Origin of the sequence: Butyrivibrio sp. AE2005 (assembly GCF_000686965.1) — a bacterium.
Taxonomy (GTDB): Bacteria; Bacillota; Clostridia; order Lachnospirales; family Lachnospiraceae; genus Butyrivibrio; species Butyrivibrio hungatei_A.
Genome location: NZ_JMMD01000010.1, coordinates 51,300 through 74,356 on the forward strand (window position 1 = coordinate 51,300; position 23,057 = coordinate 74,356).

General features: G+C 40.5%; 17 protein-coding genes. 16 read left to right on the forward strand and 1 reads right to left on the reverse strand.

What is annotated here, in order from left to right:
- Nucleotides 1–4 precede the first annotated feature (4 nt).
- The 4 genes from DL92_RS0108855 (at nt 5) to DL92_RS0108870 (ending at nt 6,545) form a co-directional block, all read left to right on the forward strand.
- A complete protein-coding gene (locus tag DL92_RS0108855) occupies nt 5–1,078 on the forward strand; it encodes a hypothetical protein (RefSeq protein ID WP_026667449.1) in 1,074 nt (357 codons plus the stop codon).
- Nucleotides 1,079–1,261: 183 nt separating this feature from the next.
- On the forward strand, nt 1,262–3,043 hold the full coding sequence (locus DL92_RS20225) for an endo-1,4-beta-xylanase (RefSeq protein ID WP_081816867.1): 1,782 nt from the start codon (nt 1,262–1,264) through the stop codon (nt 3,041–3,043).
- A 38-nt stretch (nt 3,044–3,081) separates the two neighbouring features.
- Nucleotides 3,082–6,144: a family 43 glycosylhydrolase gene (locus DL92_RS20230; RefSeq protein WP_051625279.1), complete on the forward strand. Its 3,063-nt coding sequence runs from the start codon at nt 3,082–3,084 to the stop codon at nt 6,142–6,144.
- Between the two features lie 128 nt (nt 6,145–6,272).
- Nucleotides 6,273–6,545, forward strand: coding sequence for a hypothetical protein (locus tag DL92_RS0108870; RefSeq protein WP_026655889.1), 273 nt, complete (start codon nt 6,273–6,275; stop codon nt 6,543–6,545).
- Between the two features lie 81 nt (nt 6,546–6,626).
- Here the strand turns inward: DL92_RS0108870 and DL92_RS0108875 are convergent, their stop codons facing one another.
- Nucleotides 6,627–7,130: a hypothetical protein gene (locus tag DL92_RS0108875; RefSeq protein ID WP_026667450.1), complete on the reverse strand. Its 504-nt coding sequence runs from the start codon at nt 7,128–7,130 to the stop codon at nt 6,627–6,629.
- Between the two features lie 129 nt (nt 7,131–7,259).
- On the opposite strand from DL92_RS0108875, the gene DL92_RS0108880 reads away from it, so the two are divergent.
- The 12 genes from DL92_RS0108880 (at nt 7,260) to DL92_RS0108935 (ending at nt 23,015) form a co-directional block, all read left to right on the forward strand.
- Nucleotides 7,260–9,329, forward strand: a complete 2,070-nt coding sequence (locus DL92_RS0108880) for a CotH kinase family protein (protein ID WP_026667451.1) — start codon at nt 7,260–7,262, stop codon at nt 9,327–9,329.
- 108 nt (nt 9,330–9,437) lie between these two features.
- Nucleotides 9,438–10,649: an ABC transporter substrate-binding protein gene (locus tag DL92_RS0108885; protein ID WP_026667452.1), complete on the forward strand. Its 1,212-nt coding sequence runs from the start codon at nt 9,438–9,440 to the stop codon at nt 10,647–10,649.
- Nucleotides 10,650–10,833: 184 nt separating this feature from the next.
- Nucleotides 10,834–11,730 carry a branched-chain amino acid ABC transporter permease gene (locus DL92_RS0108890; protein WP_026655883.1) on the forward strand — a complete coding sequence of 299 codons (897 nt, stop codon included), beginning with the start codon at nt 10,834–10,836 and terminating at the stop codon, nt 11,728–11,730.
- A gap of 13 nt (nt 11,731–11,743) precedes the next feature.
- A complete protein-coding gene (locus DL92_RS0108895; protein ID WP_034462071.1) occupies nt 11,744–12,790 on the forward strand; it encodes a branched-chain amino acid ABC transporter permease in 1,047 nt (348 codons plus the stop codon).
- Between the two features lie 12 nt (nt 12,791–12,802).
- Nucleotides 12,803–13,561, forward strand: coding sequence for an ABC transporter ATP-binding protein (locus DL92_RS0108900; protein WP_026667453.1), 759 nt, complete (start codon nt 12,803–12,805; stop codon nt 13,559–13,561).
- Nucleotides 13,562–13,682: 121 nt separating this feature from the next.
- Nucleotides 13,683–14,396 (forward strand): ABC transporter ATP-binding protein, encoded by a 714-nt coding sequence (locus DL92_RS0108905; RefSeq protein WP_026655879.1) that lies wholly within the window; start codon nt 13,683–13,685, stop codon nt 14,394–14,396.
- Nucleotides 14,397–14,583: 187 nt separating this feature from the next.
- Nucleotides 14,584–15,210 (forward strand): cytidylate kinase-like family protein, encoded by a 627-nt coding sequence (locus DL92_RS0108910; RefSeq protein ID WP_026655878.1) that lies wholly within the window; start codon nt 14,584–14,586, stop codon nt 15,208–15,210.
- Between the two features lie 114 nt (nt 15,211–15,324).
- Nucleotides 15,325–16,581 (forward strand): hypothetical protein, encoded by a 1,257-nt coding sequence (locus tag DL92_RS0108915; RefSeq protein WP_026667454.1) that lies wholly within the window; start codon nt 15,325–15,327, stop codon nt 16,579–16,581.
- Between the two features lie 21 nt (nt 16,582–16,602).
- On the forward strand, nt 16,603–18,888 hold the full coding sequence (locus DL92_RS0108920; RefSeq protein ID WP_026667455.1) for a glycosyltransferase family protein: 2,286 nt from the start codon (nt 16,603–16,605) through the stop codon (nt 18,886–18,888).
- Nucleotides 18,889–18,905: 17 nt separating this feature from the next.
- Nucleotides 18,906–19,943: a 5'-3' exonuclease gene (locus DL92_RS18800; RefSeq protein ID WP_051625280.1), complete on the forward strand. Its 1,038-nt coding sequence runs from the start codon at nt 18,906–18,908 to the stop codon at nt 19,941–19,943.
- A 23-nt stretch (nt 19,944–19,966) separates the two neighbouring features.
- Nucleotides 19,967–21,406, forward strand: a complete 1,440-nt coding sequence (locus tag DL92_RS21485) for a WecB/TagA/CpsF family glycosyltransferase (protein WP_242845846.1) — start codon at nt 19,967–19,969, stop codon at nt 21,404–21,406.
- 10 nt (nt 21,407–21,416) lie between these two features.
- Nucleotides 21,417–23,015 (forward strand): hypothetical protein, encoded by a 1,599-nt coding sequence (locus DL92_RS0108935; RefSeq protein ID WP_026667457.1) that lies wholly within the window; start codon nt 21,417–21,419, stop codon nt 23,013–23,015.
- Nucleotides 23,016–23,057 lie beyond the last annotated feature (42 nt).

A 23,057-nucleotide genomic window follows, 5' to 3' on the forward strand; every position in this document is an offset into this window, starting at 1 on the left:
GAGAATGAAAAAGTTGGTGATTCGTCTTTGCTTTTTTATAATTCCGGTGATGATATATGCCGGCGCATGTGTATTTGTCGATGCGTACAATGTCTTTCATGTGGATAATGTGAGACTGACAGATATTACGCCGAACCAGAATTTTATTAAGACAAAGTATCTTTTGCAAAATAAAGGGAAATTTAATGCGCTTTTGCTTGGCTCATCAAGAGTGGCAAATCTTCCGAAAGAAGGACTTCCGGAAAAGACGGATGATGGCAGGGAGCTTAACTGGTACAACATGACTTATGCCATGGGGAGCGCTTCAGAAAACTATGATACTGTTAAAACGCTGATTGACGGCGGAGTGAAACTCGATGAATTGATCATTCTTATCGACGATGTATCTATGTGGAAGGGAGTTACCAAAGGCTTAGACAATCCGATCTTTACAACATATCAGACGTATGAAGAGTCACCGATAAGGTTTTACTATTCGTATCTTAAACTAAAACCTGTATGGAGAATTGTACCGCAGATATTTTTTGAGTACAGGCTAGGAGAGAACAACGAGGGAAAAAAGCTTTTTTACAGCTATGGCGTGGATGTTAACAATACAAATATGGAGATCGGAAGTGCAGGAGATATGCCTGAACCTGAGAATTCTCTTGAATATGATGGTGGTTCGGGAGCGGTCGGGGCAATCAAAGACCTTTCTGAGTTGTGCAAAGAGCAGAACATCAGGCTTATTGTGGTAACATCCCCGATTTTGGAGTCTACATATGAAATGGCGATCTCAAACGGATATCTGGATTTTCTTTATGATGCGGCACAGGTTACGGATTATTATCTGTTTTCGGGAATAAATACATACACAGTAGGACCTGAATATTATTTTGATGCTTCTCATTTCAGACCCGTTGTCGGTCTTGAGATGGAAAAGGTCATGTTTGGCGACGAGGATGTAAGGAATATGGCAGTTGAAAAAGCAAAGAATGATATGAGCCTAGTGGAGTTTGGGCACCTTGTTACCAAGGAAAATTCGGTAGATGTGATTGAAAATCTGGAACAGGAAATAAACGAATTGAATAGAAAATAAAATGTTACATCAGTATTTACGTTTTATGGGTTGAATTATAGTCGAAATAGCGAGTTGTGCACAATTAACAGCACTTAGTGATAAATAATTAGCAATTTTTGGATACCTCTTTGTAAAATAATATGTTACAATATTTTTACCCAATGGGGAATGGGCTTAACATATTATTAACGGGAGGATGCTATGAAGGTAAAAAGTATTAATGGCGTAGTTGCCAAAGTTATGGCGTTTATGTGTGCATTTTCAATGTGTGTATCTGCATCAACAGTAGATGCACAGGCTGCAGATGCAACACTTCTGAATACATATGGCAGTACATATGGACGTTCAGGAACATGTATTAATTTGTATCAGTTAAGAGATTCAAATCAGTTAAACATTCTAAAGAAACATTATAATTCTATCACACTTGAAAACGAGATGAAGCCGGATGCTTTGCTTGGAGGTTCACCTAAACTGATCTCAGTATCAGAGGCAAAGAACAGAGGATACTATATCCCCGACGGTTATCGTGAATCAAATGTACCCCAGATTAATTTCGGAACAGTAGATGAAGTAATGAAGATCTGTAGCCAGAACGGTCTTGGCATGAGAGCGCACACTCTTGTATGGCATTCTCAGACACCGTCATGGTTCTTCAGAAGCAATTACTCAGGAAATAGCGGATTCGTAAATCAGCAGACAATGGATGCCCGTCTTGAGATGTATGTAAAGACAGTTATGAATCACGTATATTCAAGCCAGTATGGCGGATGCGTTTACGCTTGGGACGTTGCAAATGAAGTAATTCATGCGAACAACTCAGGTTGGGAAGCTGTTTATGGAAATAACAGAACCAATGCTTCTTATGTAAAGAAGGCATTTAACTATGCTTATGAAACTCTTGAAAAATATAAGCTTACAAATTCAGTTAAGCTTTTCTACAACGATTTCAACACTTATCAGGAAGTACAGAAGGTTACTACTCTTGTTAATTATATAAATCAGGGCAAAAAGGTTTGCGCAGGTGTTGGTATGCAGTCTCACCTCGGAACAAATTACCCTTCGGTTGATACATATATCAATGCTATGAATTCATTCCTTAAGTCAGGATTTGAAGTACAGGTAACAGAGCTTGATATTACAAATAAGGGTGATGGCGATATGGCCAACTACTCTTACGATCTCTTCAAGAAGATCAACCAGATAAAGAAGAACGGCGGAAACGTTACAGGTATTACATGGTGGGGATTGTCAGATCAGACAACATGGATCAACAACTCAAAGCCTTTGTTGTTCTCTTCACCCGGACAGCCTAAGCAGGCTTACAACAAGGTTATTCAGGCATATACGGATGTTATCGGTCAGCCCGGCAGCGGACAGATCAATCCACAGCCACAGCCACAGCCTCAACCACAGCCTCAGCCTCAGCCGGATAACAAAAACAATAATGGCAATAACAACAATAACGGACAGACAAATCCGCAGCCGCAGCCCACACCTCAGCCGAGCGGCAATCAGACAAACAACAATGCGGCATCAGGTGTTCAGGATGGATGGTATTATCTGAAGGATGTTAATTCTCAGAAGTATCTCACGGTAAAGAATGACAAGGCAAAGAAGACTACTAATGTACAGATTGAAAAGGGTACAGGAGCCAAGGGCCAGAAGTGGTACGTTCAGAATAAGGGTGACGGTTATATCACACTTAAGTCAGGACTTGGTGAGTTCATGCTTGATGTTGTATACGGAGAAGATAAGAACGGTACAAATGTTCAGATTTATGATGCGGTAGGACATGATGCGCAGCAGTTTATGCTTAAGCCTACAAAGAAGAGTGGCGTTTATATAGTCGCTACAAAAGCATCAAAGGGAACAAAGAATCTTGATGTATATCAGCATAAGACATCCGATGGCACAAATGTATGCCAGTGGAAGCATAACGGCAATGCAAACCAGCAGTGGGCTTTTGAACCTGCACAGTAATGATTATAGATTTTTTCAAAAAGGTATTGAGAGGTTTTATGGTTAAGTCAATTAAAAGAATGCTTGGCGTAGCAATGGCGTGCACGCTGGTTGCAGGCTCTGTTGTGACGACAGAAGCTGCAGGTGTTGAGAAAGGAAGCTATGTCAAAGGCGATAATGAAAATAACCCGCTTGTAACACAGAGTTACGGTGCGGATCCCGGCGTACTCGTTTATAACGATACGGTATATATATATACAACCAATGACTCACAGGAGTTTGCGGGAAACAATAAGAATACATATCAGAAGATAAATCAGCTCAACTGCTATTCTTCTAAGGATCTCGTAAACTGGACAGATCACGGAGCATTTAACATCGCAGGAGGAAACGGTGCAGCCAGATGGGCAAGCAATTCATGGGCACCGACGATCTGTTCAAAGAAGATCAACGGAAAAGATAAGTTCTTTTTATATTTTGCAAATAATGCAAGCGGAATCGGTGTTCTTACAGCGGACAGCCCTACAGGCCCCTGGAAAGATCCTATCGGACACGCTCTTATAACTAAATCAACTCCCAACTGTAACGTGGAGTGGTTATTCGATCCCGCTGTACTTGTAGACAGCGACGGAACAGGATATCTGTATTTTGGTGGCGGAGTACCTCAGGGACAGGACGCTCATCCAAAGACTGCAAGAGTAATAAAACTCGGCGCAGATATGGTAAGTACATCCGGAACTGCAGCTACAATTGATGCTCCTTATCTTTTCGAAGATTCAGGTATCAACAAGATCGGTAATACATATTATTATTCATATTGCTCTAACTGGAATTGCGGAAACGGATTCAGAAATGCGACAATTCAGGTTATGACAAGTAATAACCCTATGGGACCTTTTAACCATCAGGGCGAGATCATGGCAAATCCTGCATCAACATTCAGAGGATCTGACGGAAATAACCATCATCAGATTTTTGAGTTCAGAGGCAACTACTATATGGCATATCATACTCATACGGTAGAATCCAAAGTAGTAGGCAATAACCTCGGATACAGAACAACTCACATTGATAAGGTTAATGTATCAAACGGCAGGATCAACGCTGTTCAGCAGTCACTTAACGGCGTTCAGATGAAGCCAAATGTTGATCCGTATAACTGGGTTGAAGCAGAGACAATGTTCACTCAGGCAGGAATTTCCGTAAAGGGTAATTCAAACGGAACAGCTTTTGTTTCTAATATAGATAACGGCGATTATACAAAGATCAAGGGTGTAAACTTCTCTAATGGTGTATCTTCAATTACAGCAACTGTTCAGAGTAACGGAAACGGAAGTATTGAAGTAAGAGAAGGATCTCCTTCGGGCAATCTGCTTGGAACAATCAATGTTTCGGGTACAGGCGGATCGTTTAAGGATTTCACAGGTGATGTGAAGAGCGTATCAGGTTCAAAAGATATCTGTCTTGTATTTAAAGGCTCATTCTCTTTTGACCGTTGGAAGGCAAATAACGGAAATGCCGGTGGAAATACCAATCCTCAGCCACAGCCTGTGAACGGAGATAACAGCAAGAAGGATAATAAAGACAATAAGGATAACAAGAATAACAACGGACAGAATAATTCTCAGCCACAGCCTCAGCCTACACCACAGCCACAGCCACAGCCGACTCCTCAGCCTCAGCCGAGCAACGATCAGTCAAAGAACAATACTGTAACGGGAGAGGTTCAGGATGGATGGTATTATCTGAAGGATATTAATTCACAGAAATACCTTACTGTAAAGGATGATAATGCAAAGAAGGTTACAAATGTTATTGTCAGCAAGGGTACAGGCGTAAAGGGACAGAAGTGGTATGTTCAGAACAAGGGCGACGGTTATGTAACTCTTAAGTCTGCACTCGGAGAGTTCATGCTCGATGTAGCTTACGGAGAAAATAAAGACGGCACAAATGTTCAGATTTATGATGCAGTTGGTCACGATGCTCAGCAGTTTATTATAAAGCCTACAAAGGCAAGTGGTGTTTATACGGTAGGAACAAAGTCATCAGGCGGTACAAAAGTGCTTGATGTGTATCAGCATAAGACCAATGACGGCGCGAATGTATGTCAATGGAAAGCTAACGGAAAGAAGAACCAGCAGTGGAAATTTGAGCCTGTCAATTCTTCAGGTCAGCAGGATAACAGAAAGCAGGCTGACAATAATAAGCAGACAAACGATCAGAAGCAGAATGATAATAATAAACAGGCCGACAACAATAAGCAGTCAGATAATCAGAAACAGGCAGATAACAAGCAGAACAACCAGACAGGTAACTCACATGCCAATCCTACTGCAACGATAGCAAACAGCATTCCTTCAAAGTATTCGGCAATAAGAAACGGTGAAGGTTCGGGAACTGTTAAGAACATTTCTTATACAGCCCATGATGCTTCGAACGGACATACATATACAAAGAAGGCAAATATCTACCTTCCCGCTAATTACAGCTCTGACAAGAAGTATAGTGTACTTTATCTTCTTCACGGAATCGGCGGAAATGAAAATGAGTGGGGAATGACAGGAAATAATTCCCAGGTAAAGGCTATTATGGATAACCTTTCATACTATGGTGACATTGATTCATTCATCGTGGTAACTCCTAACGGAAAAGCTTCACAGAGCGGATCGACAGATTCTTTCTATTCTTTCGGAAAAGAGCTTAGAAACGATCTGATTCCGTATATTGATTCTAACTACAGCACATACGCTGACAGAGATCACAGAGCTATCGCCGGCCTTTCAATGGGCGGAATGCAGACTATTAACATTGGTCTTGGAGAGTGTGTTGACTTATTTGGATATTTCGGAGCATTCTCAGCTGCACCTACGAGTAATACTGCGGATAAGACAGCATCTCTTTTGAAGGATAACAAGTATCCGATCCACTATTTCTACAATATCTGTGGACTTCAGGACGGAACAGCTTATCAAAGTGCATCTGCTGCTGCAAAGAATCTTCCGGCAGCATGCAATCAGTTTGCGGCAGGAAAGAACTTTACATGGCAGGAACTCAACGGTTCACATGATTTCAATATCTGGTACCTTGGATTCTACAATTTTGCACAGATTGCTTTTAAGTAATAACTTTAAGTGAAAAATAAAAAAAATCTAATAATTTATGAAATTTTGTCTAAAATATGATATTATTTAGTAGAAGATGTACTTAGCGTATTCAACCGTGTTTTTTGACGAGAAAGGAGCGACTTCCTATGGAAAACAGCCGGCTTCAATATTCTCCGTTCAAACCGAATTTGAAGACAGCCGAAGTATTTGCGTGGGGCGATCCGGAGTATAATCTTTTTGACCAGCTCAATGAGAAGTATGAGAAGAGTCATCCGGAGTTTCATGATCTTTCTGCATATGAGAAGATGGTCATAAGAGAGCAGATTCATCATGAGGCAATAGGGCTTACACCTTTGAATCTCATTATGGATTTTGTGGAAGACCCACAGTTTGATGAGTTTAGAATCATATCGACCTGATAAATAAGACAAAACAAAAGACCTAAGCACTATATAAGATGCTTAGGTCTTTATTTTTACTTTATATAGAGATTAAATTAATCAGGTCTTTAGTAACTGTGCTTCACGGATCTGTTCATTTACGTCCGATAAAAACTCGTGATTTGTGGGATCTGTGATGAAGGTGAGAAAATCGGTTGCTTCTTTTACCGAGAGATTCTGTATACCTATAAGATAATCGAGGATTTCCTCGTTCGTCTTGCCCTCACTCAAATAATGATCGACTATATCAAAGAGAAGCATGAAACGGCGCATTTTTGCCCGTGTACTTATCTGATGTAGCTCAACTACAATCGAAACAAATATAAACATTGATATTCCCGAAAAAAGAAAGAATAAAATGCCATAGATATATTTGGCTGATTGAATATGTATGAATCCCGAAGAAAAGCCGGACACTGCGAAAACAAGCAGTGATGTGAGTACAATCCCAAGCCTTGCTTTGTTCTGTTCATAGACAGTCAGAGTCATAAATTTAACGGTAATACCGAAGATTAAGTAGAAGACAAATGCAAAAGCAATCCCCAAGTAAGACAACTGAAGCATAATTTTATTCCCCCTTTAGCTAATTGTAGCAAGCATAAGTGATTAATGCAACGTAAATAGAGCTAATATTGCATTATTAATTAGTTTGATGTACTTTATATGTATTGTTTTGGGGGTTCGGTACACGTGATGACTAGAATAAAAGCCATTTTATTTGCGGTTAATTTTGTATTTCTGGTAGCACTGGTCTTTTTGTGCATAGGAAGTGAAGATTACCTCTCTGATCATATAATTGACAGCAACAAGTTCGAAAAAATAAAGAAATCAAGGACTCTTTCGGATGATATGAACATTCAGCCGGTCTTTGATGAACAGAAACTTTTCTATGATAGGGCAGCAGGAGCTTTTTTCTATTCTCTTATAGATGATGATAAAACGGCTTATAACCCGTCTGTTGATGTAGCAGGCGATTCAAATGTGCGATTCGCCTTTCTTAACTTTGGGATCACAGATGATGCGATCGCGAATAATATTCCTCTTACATGTATTTTTTATGACAATAACAGTTATTGTGTCCGCAAGATTTTCTGTACCTTTTTGCCAATTATGAATATAGATTTCGAGGGTAAGATAACAGAATTCGATACAGAGATGAGCATGCAACTTTATGATAATGGGGAGCAGTGTGAGACAAGGGATGTCTCATCTGACGGTATGATCAGGATTCGAGGCGGCAATACGAGATCTTTTCCCAAAATGCCTTTGAAAATAACATTGATACGCAGGAAGGAAGGCAACAATTATCAGAAAAATAACATGTCGCTTCTTGGGATGCGCAAGGATGACGATTATATTCTTTATCCTGCATATAACGATGCCGAGAAAGTGAGAAATGTTTTCAGTCAGAATCTTTGGTACAACAGCTGCAGAAAGAATAATCGCTACGGAATCACGACAGGAGTGGAATACAGATTTTTAGAGCTTTTTATAAACGGGGAGTACAGTGGACTTTATGCACTCGGATACACTCCGGATGAGAAGATGGTCGGTATTTCCAAAGATGATGAGCATACGGGGTTCTTTAAAAAAGTTGTAGGTATTGATTCATCAAATATAATATATGACCAATACGGCGGGATATTCGGATGGCGCGCCGAAAATGTGCCTGCAGGCGCCGGTGCTGAAAGCTATGCGGAAAAAAGATGGAAACTTCTGAGGGATTATCTTGAAAATCTTCAGGCTAATTCAGAGAATGTGGAGGAACTTAAAAAGAGTATTGATATAGATAATGCGATTGATTATACGCTTTTTACCAATCTTGTTCAGGGTGATGATAATCTTTTGAAGAATTTTTATCTTTGTGTAAAAGAAACACCGGGCGGATATTATTCATATTTTTGCCCGTGGGATCTTGATGTTACATGGGGAAATATGTGGGTTTCGAATGCTGAGAACGGCTATCTGCAGTATGGTCACAAACCTTATTACAATCTTCTTTTCGAGGACCTTTATTTGGGGCAGATAATGGCGGGGAACAGTAGTGACATTGTGGAAAAGAGTTGTGACAGATTTGCGGAACTCAGGAAAAATGCCTGGTCCGATGATACAATCCAAAGTATGCTCGATGAATATGAAAAGGATGTATGCTTTTCCGGTGCATATATCAGAGATAAAGAGCGTTGGAGCGGCGGAAGCTACAGAGCTGACGATGAGCCCGATAATTTTGACAGATTCAGGAAATATGTGGCTCAGAGACTTTCGGAGGCCGATGAATATTATGCCCGATTAAAGACGCTTGCCGCAGAGGATATCTTTATCAGAAGAGCGGCGCAGTATAAGTATTTTGATGATTCAAGCTTTGTTATTGAGATAAATGACAGAGAGTTTCTCGGCAACAGCGCTTATGTGGCACTTCTGAACAGAATCGGCGGTATAGATGTTGAAAAGATAGACGAAGATGTAAAGTATGTGATCAAGATTCCCGGAGAAGATGTTATATATCTCGAAGATTTTGCAGAAGAAACTTCTCCTTGTGAGAAGCCGGTCGAGAAAACTGTCGAAGGTCATAAGCTTGTACTAAAGCAAGGAGCCGAGCGCGATTACCTGGATGAAGACGCGGGATATACCGTGTATCTTGACGGAGTGGCTTGCTATGATGCTTATACCGATGATAAGGAGCCGTTTATTGTTTCACTGTTTTATGAAGGATTCGGCGAAAAGATGAATCTTAAGAGAGAATACAGAATAGATTTTAATTAAACAAAGTGTTGACTTTTTCCCTATGATAATTTAACCTTTTAAAATAAAAACAAGATTGTATACAAATATACATTTTGGTTTTGGTATTGTGATTAGGAGGAAAAAATTATGAAGAAGTTTAGCAAAGCAGTTAGTGCGCTTATGGCTTCCGTAATGGCAGCATCAATGCTTGCAGGCTGCACAGATGCAGCAAGCACAGAGACACCTGACACTCAGGCGCAGGCACAGGGAACAGAGAGCTCGGCAAATGGCGGAGCTACATTCAAGATTGGTGCTATTGGACCTCTTACAGGTGCAGCAGCAGTATATGGTAATGCTGTATGTAACGCAGCGGAGCTTGCAGTTGAGGAGATCAACGAGGCAGGCGGTATCAACGGATATCAGGTAGAGTATAGCAAGGAAGATGACGAGCTCAATGCAGAGAAGTCAGTAAATGCGTACAATACTCTTAAAGACTGGGGCATGCAGATTCTTGTAGGATCAACAACAAGTGCATGTTCAATCGCAGTTTCAGAAAATACAAAAGCTGACAATATGTTCCAGCTTACACCTTCAGGATCGGCTGAAGAATGCGTTAAGTATGACAACGTATTCCGCGTATGCTTCTCAGATCCTAACCAGGGTATTGCTTCAGCGCAGTACATTGCAGATCACAATCTTGCAACTAAGGTTGGTATAATCTACGACAACTCAGACGTATATTCAAACGGTATTTATCAGAAGTTCAAGGAAGAGGCAGCAGGAAAGAACTTTGAGATTGTTTCAGAAGAGGCTTTCACAGCGGACAATGCAACTGATTTCTCAGTTCAGCTTCAGAAGGCAAAGGATGCAGGCGCAGACCTTGTATTCCTTCCTATCTACTATCAGGCAGCATCACTTATCCTTACACAGGCTAACACAATGGGATATTCACCTGTATTCTTCGGTGTTGACGGTATGGACGGAATTCTTTCTGTTGAGAACTTCGATACAAAGCTTGCTGAGGGCGTAATGCTTCTTACACCTTTCGCAGCTGATGCTAAGGATGATCTTACAGTGAACTTCGTTAAGAAGTATCAGGAGAAATATGGTGAAGTTCCTAACCAGTTTGCAGCTGATGCTTATGATGCAGTATATATCATTAAGCAGGCACTTGAAGCTAAGAGCGCAACTCCCGATATGAGTACATCAGATATCTGCGAAGCTGTTAAGGCAGCTATGACAGAGATCGAGGCATCCGGCCTTACATCTGCGAAGATGACTTGGGATGCTTCAGGTGAGCCTAACAAAGAGCCTAAGGCTGTTGTTATCAAGGAAGGTGCTTACGTTTCAGCAGAGTAATCGGCTAATCAACGCTTATTAAAGTGTTTAACGCGTAATCCGCGTAACTGCACAGTGAAGTGCTACGCAGGATACCCTCAAAAGGTGTCCTGCGTTTTCATATCACGGAATAGGATAAAAGTCCTGTTTGTGTGGTATTATTTATAACATAAGAAATATTAGGAATTATTTTTGGAGGTATACGATGAGCTTTCTTACTTATCTCATCAACGGACTTAGTCTTGGTAGTATTTATGCCATCATTGCACTTGGATATACCATGGTTTACGGAATAGCCAAGATGCTCAATTTTGCTCACGGTGATTTCATCATGGTAGGATGTTACGTGATATTCTCTGTGATCGGAGCAATGGGCGGCAATTCTACAACGGGAGTTATCATTGCTGTGGTGGTTTCCATAATTTTGTGTTCTCTTCTCGGAATCACAACTGAATTTATCGCGTACAGACCGCTCAGAGGAGCAGCATCTCCGCTGGCAGTTCTTATTACCGCTATAGGTGTCAGCTATTTCCTTGAGAATCTTGCGCTTATTATTTTTGGTGCTGACGTTAAGTCTTTTTCATCTGTAATAACATGGAAAGGAATTTCTTTTGCAAACGGAGAACTCAAGATCCAGGGGGTTACCATCGTTACTATTGCGGTTAGTATCATTATTCTTGTATGCCTTCAGCTTTTTATCAATAAGACAAAGCAGGGACAGGCAATGCTTGCTGTTGCAGAGGATAAGGGCGCTGCAACTTTAATGGGAATAAATGTAAATAAGACTATCATGCTTACATTTGCGATTGGTTCTGCTCTTGCAGCTGTAGCCGGTGCGCTTTTGTGTTCGGCTTATCCGAATCTGTCTCCTTATGTCGGAGCTATGCCCGGTATTAAGGCATTCGTTGCGGCAGTTCTTGGAGGAATAGGTTCTATTCCCGGAGCGATGATCGGCGGAATTGTGCTCGGAATCGTAGAGATTCTCAGTAAGACATATATTTCTTCACAGCTGTCTGATGCCATAGTTTTCGGAATACTTGTAATCGTGCTTATTGTTAAGCCGACAGGAATTCTCGGTAAAGTCATTCAGGAAAAGGTTTAAAGAGGTGACGACTATGCGTATAGACAAAAAGACAAAAGACAATCTGATAACTTACGGAATCGTTGTTGCAACTTTCCTTATTGTACAGGCACTTGCTTCAACGGGACATCTTACAAATCATATCAAGGGACTTCTTGTTCCGATGACATATTATGCGATAATCGCAGTTGCGCTTAATCTCTGCGTTGGAATTCTCGGAGAGCTCAGTATCGGACACTGTGGATTTATGTGCATCGGTGCTTTTACAAGTGCCGCTTTTTCTAAGATTACTGCGGAGAAGATACCTTCAGGTCCGAGATTTCTTATCGCATTTGTTATAGGAATAGCATTTGCGGCATTGTTCGGATTCCTTATCGGTATTCCTGTACTCAGACTTAAAGGCGACTATCTTGCAATTGTTACACTTGCTTTCGGTGAGATTATAAAGAACGTGATCAATGCTTTTTATATCGGAATAGACAGCAAGGGAATGCATTTTTCCATGGAAAACCAGATGGCTCTCGGACTTGAGCCGGATGGGCTGATGGTTGTAAACGGAGCGATGGGAATTACGGGAACTCCACATGATGCAAGTTTTACCATAGGAATAGTAATGCTTCTTGTTTCACTTGTGGTAGTGCTTAATCTCATCAATTCAAGAGACGGCCGTGCGATCATGGCAATCAGGGATAATTACATTGCTGCAGAGGCATCGGGTATTAATGTGACAAGATATAAGATGCTCGCATTTACCATTTCAGCTGCGATCGCAGGTGCTGCAGGAGTTCTTTATTCACATAACATTACGACACTTACTGCTTCATCACAGTACTTCGGATACAATGCATCTATTATGATCCTTGTATATGTGGTTCTCGGAGGAATAGGAAACATCAGAGGAAGCGTTGTTGCTGCCTGCATATTGTACCTTCTTCCCGAGCTGCTCAGAGGCCTTAACAAGTACAGAATGCTTATTTATTCAATCGTTCTCATTGTAATGATGATCGTGAACTGGTCACCGAAGGTAATTGAGTGGAGAAAGAAAACATTTGCAAATTTTGGGATTAAGAAAAAGGTTTAAGGTGGTGAAATAATGGCACTTTTAGATGTAACCAATCTGAGCATTTCCTTCGGCGGATTGCGCGCGGTTGACGATTTTAATATGACGATCGAAAAGGGTGAGCTCTACGGACTTATCGGACCAAACGGTGCCGGTAAAACTACGGTGTTCAATCTTCTTACAGGCGTATATAAGCCAAACGAAGGCAAGATAAAGCTTGACGGCGAAGACATAACAAGAAAAAACACAATAGAAATTAATCATGCGGGAATAGCCAGAACATTCCAGAACATCAGACTTTTTAAGCAGATGTCTGTTATCGACAATGTTAAGGTCGGACTTTCCGAGAGATTTAAATACAGCACACTTGAAGGGATTCTTCATGTGGGAAGATATAAAAAAGTCGAGAAGCAGATTGATGATGAAGCTATGCGACTTCTGAAAGTTTTTGATCTTGACGGTGAAAGAGATACTCTTGCATCGAACCTTCCTTACGGAAAGCAGAGAAAGCTCGAGATCGTAAGAGCTATGGCGACAGATCCCAAGCTCCTTCTTCTTGATGAGCCCGCTGCCGGAATGAATCCCAACGAGACAAAAGAACTCATGGAAACTATCGCGCTTGTCAGAAAAGAATTTGAGATGACGATTCTTCTTATCGAGCATGATATGAAGCTTGTTTCAGGAATCTGTGAGAAGCTTACGGTTCTGAACTTCGGTAAGGTTCTCTGCCAGGGCGAGACAAAAGAGGTTCTTTCCAATCCGGAAGTAATTAAAGCTTATTTAGGTGAGTAGAGCACTTGCCGAGGTATTATCGAGGCTAGTGCGAACCATGGGGATACACTTAGCGAGGTTTTTTCGAGCTTAGTGTATATCCCAGAGTAGAGCATTTACCATAAAAAATTAGAGGTATTATATGGAATCAATTTTAGAAGTAAACGATCTAAGCGTATATTACGGAGTTATCCAGGCTCTCAAGGGTATCTCCTTCAAAGTAAATAAGGGTGAAGTTGTAGCACTTATCGGTGCAAACGGTGCGGGAAAAACTACAATACTTCATACGTTGTCAGGGCTTATCAAAGCGGATGCAGGTCTGATAAAATATAAGGGAGAGGAGATAACCAAAGTTCCCGGACATAAGATCGTGTCTATGGGAATGGCTCAGGTTCCCGAGGGAAGACGAGTATTTGCTGAGATGACGGTTCTACAGAACCTTAAGATGGGAGCTTATACCAGGGATAACAGCGCAGAGTTTCAGGAAACACTTGAGAAAATCTACACACGTTTCCCAAGACTTAAAGAGAGATCCGGTCAGCTTGCCGGAACACTTTCAGGTGGTGAGCAGCAGATGCTTGCTATGGGAAGAGCACTTATGTCTCATCCCGACATTATCCTTATGGATGAGCCTTCAATGGGACTTTCTCCCATATTTGTAAATGAGATTTTTAATATCATCAGAGACGTAAACAAAGACGGCGTGACAGTTCTTTTGGTTGAGCAGAATGCAAAGAAAGCTCTTTCAATCGCGAACAGGGCATATGTCCTTGAGACAGGCAAGATCGTAAAAGAAGGAAATGCAGCCGATCTTTTAAATGATGAATCGATAAAGAAGGCTTACCTTGGTGAGTAGAGCACTTGGCGAGATTTTTCCGAGCCTAGTGCGAACCATGGGGATACACTTAACGAGGTTTTTAACGAGTTTAGTGTATATCCCAAGAGTAGAGCACTTGGCGAGATTTTATCGAGTCTAGTGCGAACGTGTCATGGCGAGCGAAGCGAGAGCATGACTTCATTCAGCTTAGTGTAGGGGGTATCGTATGAAGAACATTACTATCACTATTGCAAGACAGTATGGAAGCGGCGGAAGGACAGTCGGCAAGATGCTGGCAAAAGAGCTTGGAATCAATTACTATAACAAAGAACTTTTGCGTCTTGCTTCCGAAGAGAGCGGAATAAATGAGGATCTCTTTTTGGATGCCGATGAACGTTGCAGAACTATAGGCTTTTTTAAGATGCCGGCAAATGTTTATACGGGCGAAATACTTGGGCCTGACAGCAAGGATTTTACTTCGTTTGATAATCTCTTTAACTTTCAGGCAGCGACTATCAAGAAGATTGCTGCAACTACAGGCGGTGTAATAATCGGAAGAGCTGCCAATTTTGTGCTCAAAGATTATGATAATGTAATAAGCGTATTCGTCCATGCTCCGCAGGATTTCCTTATGGAGCAGGCCGGAAAGGTACAGAGTCTTGAAGGCGAAGAACTGGAAAAGTTCATTGCCAGAGAAGATAAGTACAGAGCTGACTACTACGAACATCATACAGGATGCAAGTGGACAGATGCCATGAACTACGATCTTTGTCTTGACAGTAGTAAGCTTGGCTTTGAGAAATGCGTTGAGGCTATAAAGGCTTATGCCAAAGTAAGATTTGGGGAAATATAATATAGTTTTACAGATGATAAAAACTCCACGAAATATGTGGAGTTTTTGTGCGCTTTTTGGGGAATGTAGTATAATGTCTGATGATGTCAAAATGAAAAGATTTGGGGATGCTTTATGGAACGGATACAGATAATTATAAAAAGAACTCTTATTCTTTTTTCAATGTTGGTAGCGTGCGGAGTTATTGGCCAGTTGTTGCTTATAATGGCGTACTGCCTTCCGACAGAAGTTATTGCTCTTAATATTGGGAGAGGTGCTGAATCGCTGGTTCATCAAGGTGCAGAATACAATTATGCAGAGGATTATACCGAGAGCATTTTGGATAATGAGACAGATGCTATTATGTTAAGTGAAGCGCTGTTTCCAAGTGAGTCATGCGTGGAAGGCGCGGCATTGGTTCCTCATTATGTTTATGCTGATAAGGAGTCTCAGGTTTTTTCACTGATGGCTTTCCTTAATCATGATGATTTGTCAGATGTGACAATACTAAATTATCCAAGATACTGGCATGGATATTTGACGATATTAAAGCCGTTGTTTTGCATGTTTGATTATTCGGATTTTAAGATCATAAATCAGGCTATACAATTGACGATTATTTCAACAGTGTTGGTTTTGATGATGAAAAAGGGGCTGAAAAAATATATTGTTGCATTTTTACCCATGCTCGTTATATGGAATCCTGCCACAATGGGAGTTAGTCTTCAGTATGCAGCATGTTTTTATGTTTCGATGATTGGAAGCATAATTGTGCTTTGCAGGGAAACAAAGAAGGACTGGTTGCTATTTTTTGGGCTGGGAGTTGCTACTTCATATTTGGATTTTTTGACATATCCTATAGTGACATTTGGCATTCCGATGATATTCCTGATAATAAAAAAAGCTGAGAATCTTGAAAAACCGATTGAGAGAATTTTGGTTAACGGAGTACATTGGGCTATCGGATATGTTGGCATGTGGGCTTCAAAATGGATAATAGGTACAACCATTAGCCATGAAAATATCATTTCTGATGCTTTTTCCAATATTGAATCAAGAACGTCAATAGCTGTTGATGGCGAGAACATCACCAGGATTGGTGCGGTTATAAGGCTCACCGATGCAGCATTTTTTAAGTGGACGTATGTCTTGATGTTACTTGGAGTTGTAGTATATCTTTTTATCAAAAACTATAAAAAATTTAAATTGAATCCGGCAACAATCGCATTACTGGCGATTTCTATTATGCCAATAGTTTGGTTCATGTTTACTGCCAATCACAGTTACATACATACCAGATTGGTTTATAGAAACTGGGGAATAACTGTTTTTGCCTTATTGAGCGTTCCGGTGACCGGAGCGAGAGAAAAGGTGCAAGGAAAGGATGAGTAAATAGAATTTCAGGTAGTGTTTATGAAGAAATTTTTTGTTAATAAGAAGAACATTGTAATAACTATAGTCCTTGCAGAACTTATCTTACTTGTTTTAAATGCTTTCAGATTCAACAGAAGTGAGAGTTATTCTTTTACGCAGGATGATTTTCTGGTTGATTATTTGAATCGCGAAACAAATGAATATGAACGTGAAAGCGGAGCTTATGCGGATCACACCGACAAGGAGCAGTCATATGTTGTAACTAAGCCGCTGCGCCTGGGGAAGGGTATATATAACATCTATGTGAGTTATAGTTCGAATGCTGATGATAACTGGCATTTATGTTATACAACGCTTCAGGCATGCCTTGATGTATCAAAGGATAAGGCTGCACATCTTGCTTATTGCGATCATATAGCACTACCTATGGAAATGACTGAAGTCAGCTATGATTCATGGGTCAGATACGGAACAGATTTTGAAGTGAGAATGGGACCCGAGAGAGATGAAACCGGAGACGGTTTCTTTGTCCTTGCAAATGAAGTACGCATCACGTATTTAAGGGGCAGAACAATAATCTATGAGACGGCTAAGCTCTTATTACTGTTCATGACTCTTGATATTGTGCTTTACCTTATTTTGGCAAAAAAAGAAGAGACAAAGCGTTTTTTGGAAGATAAAGCGTTTACTGTCGGAGTGCTTCTTTTTACTGTTCTTTTTGCAAGCTATCCGCTTCTTAGCGATAAGCTTTATTTTGGTGATGACATTTTTTACCATCTTAGGCGAATCGTATATCTTGGTGAAGGACTTAAGTGTGGTCAGTTCCCTGTGCACATATATCCCGGATGGGATAGGGGCTACGGTTATGCTGCAGGTGTTGGCTACGGGGATCTGCTTCTTTATCCTTCGGCGATATTGGTGAATCTTGGTTTTACGCTGCAGGCGGGCTATAAGTTCTATATTTTTCTGACAAATGTGCTGACTGCATTTATTTCATATTATTCCTTTGGAAAAATAGCCGATGATAAGAATGTGGGACTTGCTTCATCGGTTCTTTTCACGCTTATTGGATTTAGACTTCACAGCGTTTACACAGGGGCAACGGTTGGTGAGTTTGGTGCGTTTACTTTCTTGCCGCTTGTCGCACTTGGCTTGTGGGAAATATATGCAAAGAAGAGTAAGAACGCTTATATCTATCTTGCTTTTGGAGTTACGCTTACATTGTCGTGTCACGTGCTTTCGACATTTATACTTGCACTTGTGATACCGGTTTTTTGTCTGGTTCTTGTGGAAAAGACATTACAAAAAGATATTCTGATTCCTCTGTTAAAGGCAGCTGCAGCTATTATACTTTTAAATCTGCATTTTGTGGTTCCGCTCGTAGATTATATGGTATCTAAAAATGTGAGTGGAAACAGTATAACGGATATGATCTGGGCAAGAGGCAGAGATTTTGTTACGTTCTTTGGCTATTCGCAGGCAAAAGGCCTTGATACGAGCGGGTTTTTGGGGCTTGGAATTTTTTCGATAGCAGTACTTACAATTGCATTTGGTTTTATTATTGCAGGAAAGTTTGAAGGGAAAAGCCTGATATATGCAAGAGTATTTGCTTTGAGCATTGTTTTTGTGCTTCTTAGTACCAACTCGATGTTTTATTTTGCGCTTTATCAGGATGTTCCGATTCTTTACAAACTCCTCGCAAATATGCAGTTTCCATGGCACTTTTTGGATGTTTCCTGTGGTATGGTTGTTTTCTGGTTTGCGGTAACTGCGAAGAATGCGGTATGCAAACCTAATATAAAGAATGCGACATATGTTGCGATGACAGTCATATGCTTTGCCTGCGTTATTCAGGGCAACACACTTCTGGAGGATGTTGTGAAGACGGCGCATCCCATCACAATGTACGATGAAGCTGAGCTGGACAGAGTTACAACTGCTGAGTTCAGTATTCCGGACATAGAAAAATCTATTCCGTACACTGACAAAGATATGATAATAAGGGGAGACGTTGGCGCGACTGCACAGATACTTAAGAAAAACGGAACGACCATTTATGCGCAGGTGGATAATCCTACGGAAAATGCGGTTGTGACGGAAGTGCCTCTCTGGGGATACAGACACTATGCTGCAAAATCAGGCGGAAAAAAGCTCAAAGCGTTCATGGGAGATAACAAGAAGCTTTGGGTGGAAATTCCTGCAGGATTCAGCGGAAAAATAAAGATATGGTTCAGGGAACCGCTTTTGTGGAGATTATCGGAACTCATCACACTTGCAACATTAGTCTTTATCGTGCGAGAATATATGAAGACTAAAAAGGATTAAGCGGGGAAAAAGATAGTATGAGTGATAACCAAAAATTTATTCTTATAGACGGAAGTTCCATGCTGGTTACAAACTATTACGGCAACCTTCCGAAGGCTCTTTTATTTGAAAAAGATCCTGTGAAAAAGGAAAAGCTCTTTTCACAGATAATGCATAATGACGCAGGGCAGTACACAAACGCTATGTACGGAATGATGCGTGCAATCCTTAAGATAATCAAGGAGCAGAAACCGACGCATATGATGTTTGCCTTTGATATGACGAGGGATACGTTCAGAAGGGAAAAGTACCCGGATTATAAAGGAAATCGCAGTGAGACGCCGGAGCCACTTAAGGAGCAGTTTGTGAATATGGAAAAGCTGCTTGAAGATATGGGATTCCAGGTTATGTATGACATGCAGTATGAGGCCGATGACATTGTCGGTAGCGTTGCCGCAAAGTTTGAGAAGGAGATACCTTCATATATCATCACCAAGGATCACGATTATCTTCAGCTTGTAAATGACTACACAAGAGTGTGGCTTATTCAGACCAAGCAGGAAACAGCTGATGAGCTCCTTAATAAGTATGGTGCGGAATACGGATTTAACAGTAAGATGGTGTCAATCCCCGATAAGGCGTTTGAAGTGACACCGCCTCTTTGCCTTTCGGAATATGGAGTTCGTCCTGAGCAGATTCCCGATCTTAAGGGCATTCAGGGTGATACAAGTGACAACATCCCGGGAGTTAAGGGCGTCAGCAGCGCGGCAATGCCGCTCCTTGCAAGATACGGAACGATGGAAAAAATCTATGAAGCGATCGAGGAGTGCAAGGATGCCAAGGAACAGAAGGCGCTTAACGCAATGTGGAAAGAAGAGCTTGGAATCACAAGGAGCCCTCTGAAAGCAATGATCCAGTACAAAGAGATGGCTCTTTTGTCAAAGGATCTGGCTACAATCAGAAGAGACTATGAGTTTGGAAAGTCTCTTGATGATTTCAAGATAAATATAGATGCAGACAAAGCGAAGAATGAGTTTGAAAAGTATGGGTTTAAGTCGTTAATAGATAAGATGTAAAGACTGGGAGAATGTTATAGAAAATGAACAACTATAAGAAACAAAGATTTCCTGTAAAAAGAATATTTATAATTGATGAGCTTGCGCTTATTTTTACCATGGCTACAGAGCTTGTCATGAAATTCGGCACCACATTGATGGTATGGGATAATTCTTATACGATATTGTATTTTTCAGTTACAGTCACTGCATGTGTTATTCAGGTGATTGTATTTTTGCTTTACGATTGTAGAAGAAAGCACATTTTTTTGCTGGATCCCTTCGAAAATTTTATGATGGTGGTTAAAGGGAAGTTTATTGTATATGCCTTTTCTATGATGTATTTATTCGCCATTCAGCGAGGAGGAGCTTCATCAAGAACTGTAATGGGACTTTTCTTTCCTATCAGTATTTTGTATTCATATGTTTTTAGAATGCTGTACAGGAAGAAGAATAAGGATAGATTCCTGTCTATGGGAGACAACAAGACGTATAAGGTATTGCTTCCGGTTACGAATATCGTTGATGTTATTGAAAAATTTTATGTATCGGGCTGCGATGATATGCTTCTCATAGGTGCGGATAATGAGCATGCGTCTGCAAAAGAAATGTTGGAAGAAACGGAGAAACGCGGAATACGTACATATCTTGCGCTTGGCGTAAATGGGTATAATGTCAGATCCGGAATTGTGACAGATATTGAAAATTATGCTGCAATACCTGCTGCTGTTCGCAGCGAACGTTTTGATGTTTTCGGGATAAAATATGCGGTTGCAAGAACGGAAGAAGCGGTATTTCACGTCCTTAAGCATTTAAAAGAGTTATCTGGAAAATATATCTGCTTTTCTAATGTGCATACTTCCGTTATGGGGAGAGAGAATCCTGAGTATAGAGATGTGCTCAATAGTTCGGCGTTTACTTTTGCTGACGGAAATCCTATAGCAAAGCTTCAACAAAAGGAAGGCTATATTGGTGCTGAGAGAGTTGCGGGACCTGACTTTATGGAGCACATGTTTAGAAACACAACTGACGGAAAGGTAGCACACTTTTTCTACGGGGCATCGGAAGAGACTATTGAGAAGCTGCGTAAAAATCTTCTTGATAAATATCCGGGAATAAATATTGTCGGAATGTATTCGCCTCCGTTCAGACCCCTTTCTGAAGAGGAAGATGCTGCGGATGTTGAGATGATAAATTCGTCGGGCGCCGATATAGTATGGATCGGACTTGGAGCACCCAAGCAGGAAAAATGGATGCTTGCCCATAAAGATAGGATTAATGGTGTTATGATGGGTGTTGGAGCCGGTTTTGATTTCCATGGCGGAACAATTAAAAGAGCACCTGAGTGGATCAGAAAGATTGGACTTGAGTGGTTTTACAGGCTTTTTCAGGATCCCGAGAGATTGTTTAAGCGATACTACGTTACGAATACTAAGTTTATATGTTATCTGATAAAGGATTATTTAAATAATAAAAATAAATAGGGAAAAGAAAATGACTGAGTTAAAGGTAAGAATGCAGGAAAAGTTTGCTTACTTCTATGGCAATGAAGAAATAGGGGAAATGGTATATTTGCTTTTTTTTGCTATAGCTGTTGGAATGAGAGCTATTGGATGGTATGATGACAGTTCTGTTCGTATTAAAGTGGGGCTTTCTGTATGTGCATTCTTATTTTTGTGCAAAATAATACTAACGAGGCATACAGTAAAGGAGTATGCGATAATAGGGGGATTCTTAGCTTTAGCCGGAATGGTATATTGCTGTTCCGGAGAAAAAGGCATGATCGTGTATTTCATGATGATGCTGGGAATGAAAAAAGTTGATTCCAAAAAGGTTATAGAATGCGGAGCATTGATTGCGGGAATTCTCATTTTCTTCAGAATTATTACAGGAGTTTTCGGGCTGGCATCTGCGGTTGATAAATATTATCCACAGACCAGAAACGGAGTTGGGACAATGTTTCGACATGGGCTTGGGTATGCCCATCCCAATACTCTTCATATGAATGTGATCATGCTGACGATGATGGTTATATACCTTATAACAGTTTATTTGAAGGGAAAAGAAAATGCAGTACTCCTTCTTCTTATGGCATCGGTGGCGGGAGTCTTTTTCAATCTATATATTTTCCAATATTCAGGTAGCAGAACAGGCATGATGGCATGTGTTGTTTATGTTGTTACTAATTTTTGTTTCTTTATAAAGAAAGAAATGGGACTTTTTGAAAAGGTTTTAAGCTACGCAGGATTTCCGATAACAGCTGTTATTTCGATAATTCTTCCGCTTATTCTTCCTGAGGATATATTTGAACTTTTAAACAGGACTATATTCCATTCGAGATTTATGCTGGCAAAGCTTTATTGGAGTCATAATGGGATGTCGCTTTTTGGAAAAAGGCTTGTAAATCCCGGAGGAACATATACAACTTACGGCATTGATATGGCACAACTGTATCTTTTTTTGCAGCTTGGAATAGTTACTTTCATTGTGGTCTGTGCGCTTACTATATTTTTTATAAATAGATGCTTTGCATATGATAAGAGGGCAGAACTGTCTGTGATGCTTACCATGCTTTTTATCGGGATATGGGAACCGCTTTTGTATAATATGGCTGCAAAAAATTTTGCGTATGTGTTTATGGGAAGCGTTATTTATACATATATGGAAGGCATGGAAAAGGATAGCAGTAATCAACAGGAGCTCTTTTTTGATACAGATAAGGCTTGTGTTTTAAGACTTATAAAACGTGCTCTGATTGGAATTTCTGCCGGTGTAGTTGCGGTTGTAATATTTGTTATGATGACAAAAGAACCCACGGCTCTTTATGGTGCAAAAGAAAAAGATGAGAGCAATAAGAGTTTGGGGATGACACCTGAGTATTATACATCTCAAGAAATAAAAGATTTTAAGACGAATGGTGATATTGTTCTTGACTATGCGGGTGAAGATAAGCCTATGTACAAATATAACGAAGATATCGCTGTAGGGGAGTATCACAAGAGAATGTCGAGTATAGGAGTATGGGCAGGGATTGCAGTTTTTTTTGCGTGTTGCGGCGTGGAAGCAGTTCAAAAGAAAAAAGACAACACCTGAAATATCTTCATATTAGCGAAAGGACATAAAGTAGGGTGATTG

What these genes read in the sequence shown, in the direction of transcription:
- DL92_RS0108855 (WP_026667449.1), top strand. Translation starts at nt 5, where the DNA reads ATGAAAAAGTTGGTGATTCGTCTTTGCTTTTTTATAATTCCGGTGATG.
- DL92_RS20225 (WP_081816867.1), top strand. Translation starts at nt 1,262, where the DNA reads ATGAAGGTAAAAAGTATTAATGGCGTAGTTGCCAAAGTTATGGCGTTT.
- DL92_RS20230 (WP_051625279.1), top strand. Translation starts at nt 3,082, where the DNA reads ATGGTTAAGTCAATTAAAAGAATGCTTGGCGTAGCAATGGCGTGCACG.
- DL92_RS0108870 (WP_026655889.1), top strand. Translation starts at nt 6,273, where the DNA reads ATGGAAAACAGCCGGCTTCAATATTCTCCGTTCAAACCGAATTTGAAG.
- DL92_RS0108875 (WP_026667450.1), bottom strand. Translation starts at nt 7,130, where the DNA reads ATGCTTCAGTTGTCTTACTTGGGGATTGCTTTTGCATTTGTCTTCTAC.
- DL92_RS0108880 (WP_026667451.1), top strand. Translation starts at nt 7,260, where the DNA reads ATGACTAGAATAAAAGCCATTTTATTTGCGGTTAATTTTGTATTTCTG.
- DL92_RS0108885 (WP_026667452.1), top strand. Translation starts at nt 9,438, where the DNA reads ATGAAGAAGTTTAGCAAAGCAGTTAGTGCGCTTATGGCTTCCGTAATG.
- DL92_RS0108890 (WP_026655883.1), top strand. Translation starts at nt 10,834, where the DNA reads ATGAGCTTTCTTACTTATCTCATCAACGGACTTAGTCTTGGTAGTATT.
- DL92_RS0108895 (WP_034462071.1), top strand. Translation starts at nt 11,744, where the DNA reads ATGCGTATAGACAAAAAGACAAAAGACAATCTGATAACTTACGGAATC.
- DL92_RS0108900 (WP_026667453.1), top strand. Translation starts at nt 12,803, where the DNA reads ATGGCACTTTTAGATGTAACCAATCTGAGCATTTCCTTCGGCGGATTG.
- DL92_RS0108905 (WP_026655879.1), top strand. Translation starts at nt 13,683, where the DNA reads ATGGAATCAATTTTAGAAGTAAACGATCTAAGCGTATATTACGGAGTT.
- DL92_RS0108910 (WP_026655878.1), top strand. Translation starts at nt 14,584, where the DNA reads ATGAAGAACATTACTATCACTATTGCAAGACAGTATGGAAGCGGCGGA.
- DL92_RS0108915 (WP_026667454.1), top strand. Translation starts at nt 15,325, where the DNA reads ATGGAACGGATACAGATAATTATAAAAAGAACTCTTATTCTTTTTTCA.
- DL92_RS0108920 (WP_026667455.1), top strand. Translation starts at nt 16,603, where the DNA reads ATGAAGAAATTTTTTGTTAATAAGAAGAACATTGTAATAACTATAGTC.
- DL92_RS18800 (WP_051625280.1), top strand. Translation starts at nt 18,906, where the DNA reads ATGAGTGATAACCAAAAATTTATTCTTATAGACGGAAGTTCCATGCTG.
- DL92_RS21485 (WP_242845846.1), top strand. Translation starts at nt 19,967, where the DNA reads ATGAACAACTATAAGAAACAAAGATTTCCTGTAAAAAGAATATTTATA.
- DL92_RS0108935 (WP_026667457.1), top strand. Translation starts at nt 21,417, where the DNA reads ATGACTGAGTTAAAGGTAAGAATGCAGGAAAAGTTTGCTTACTTCTAT.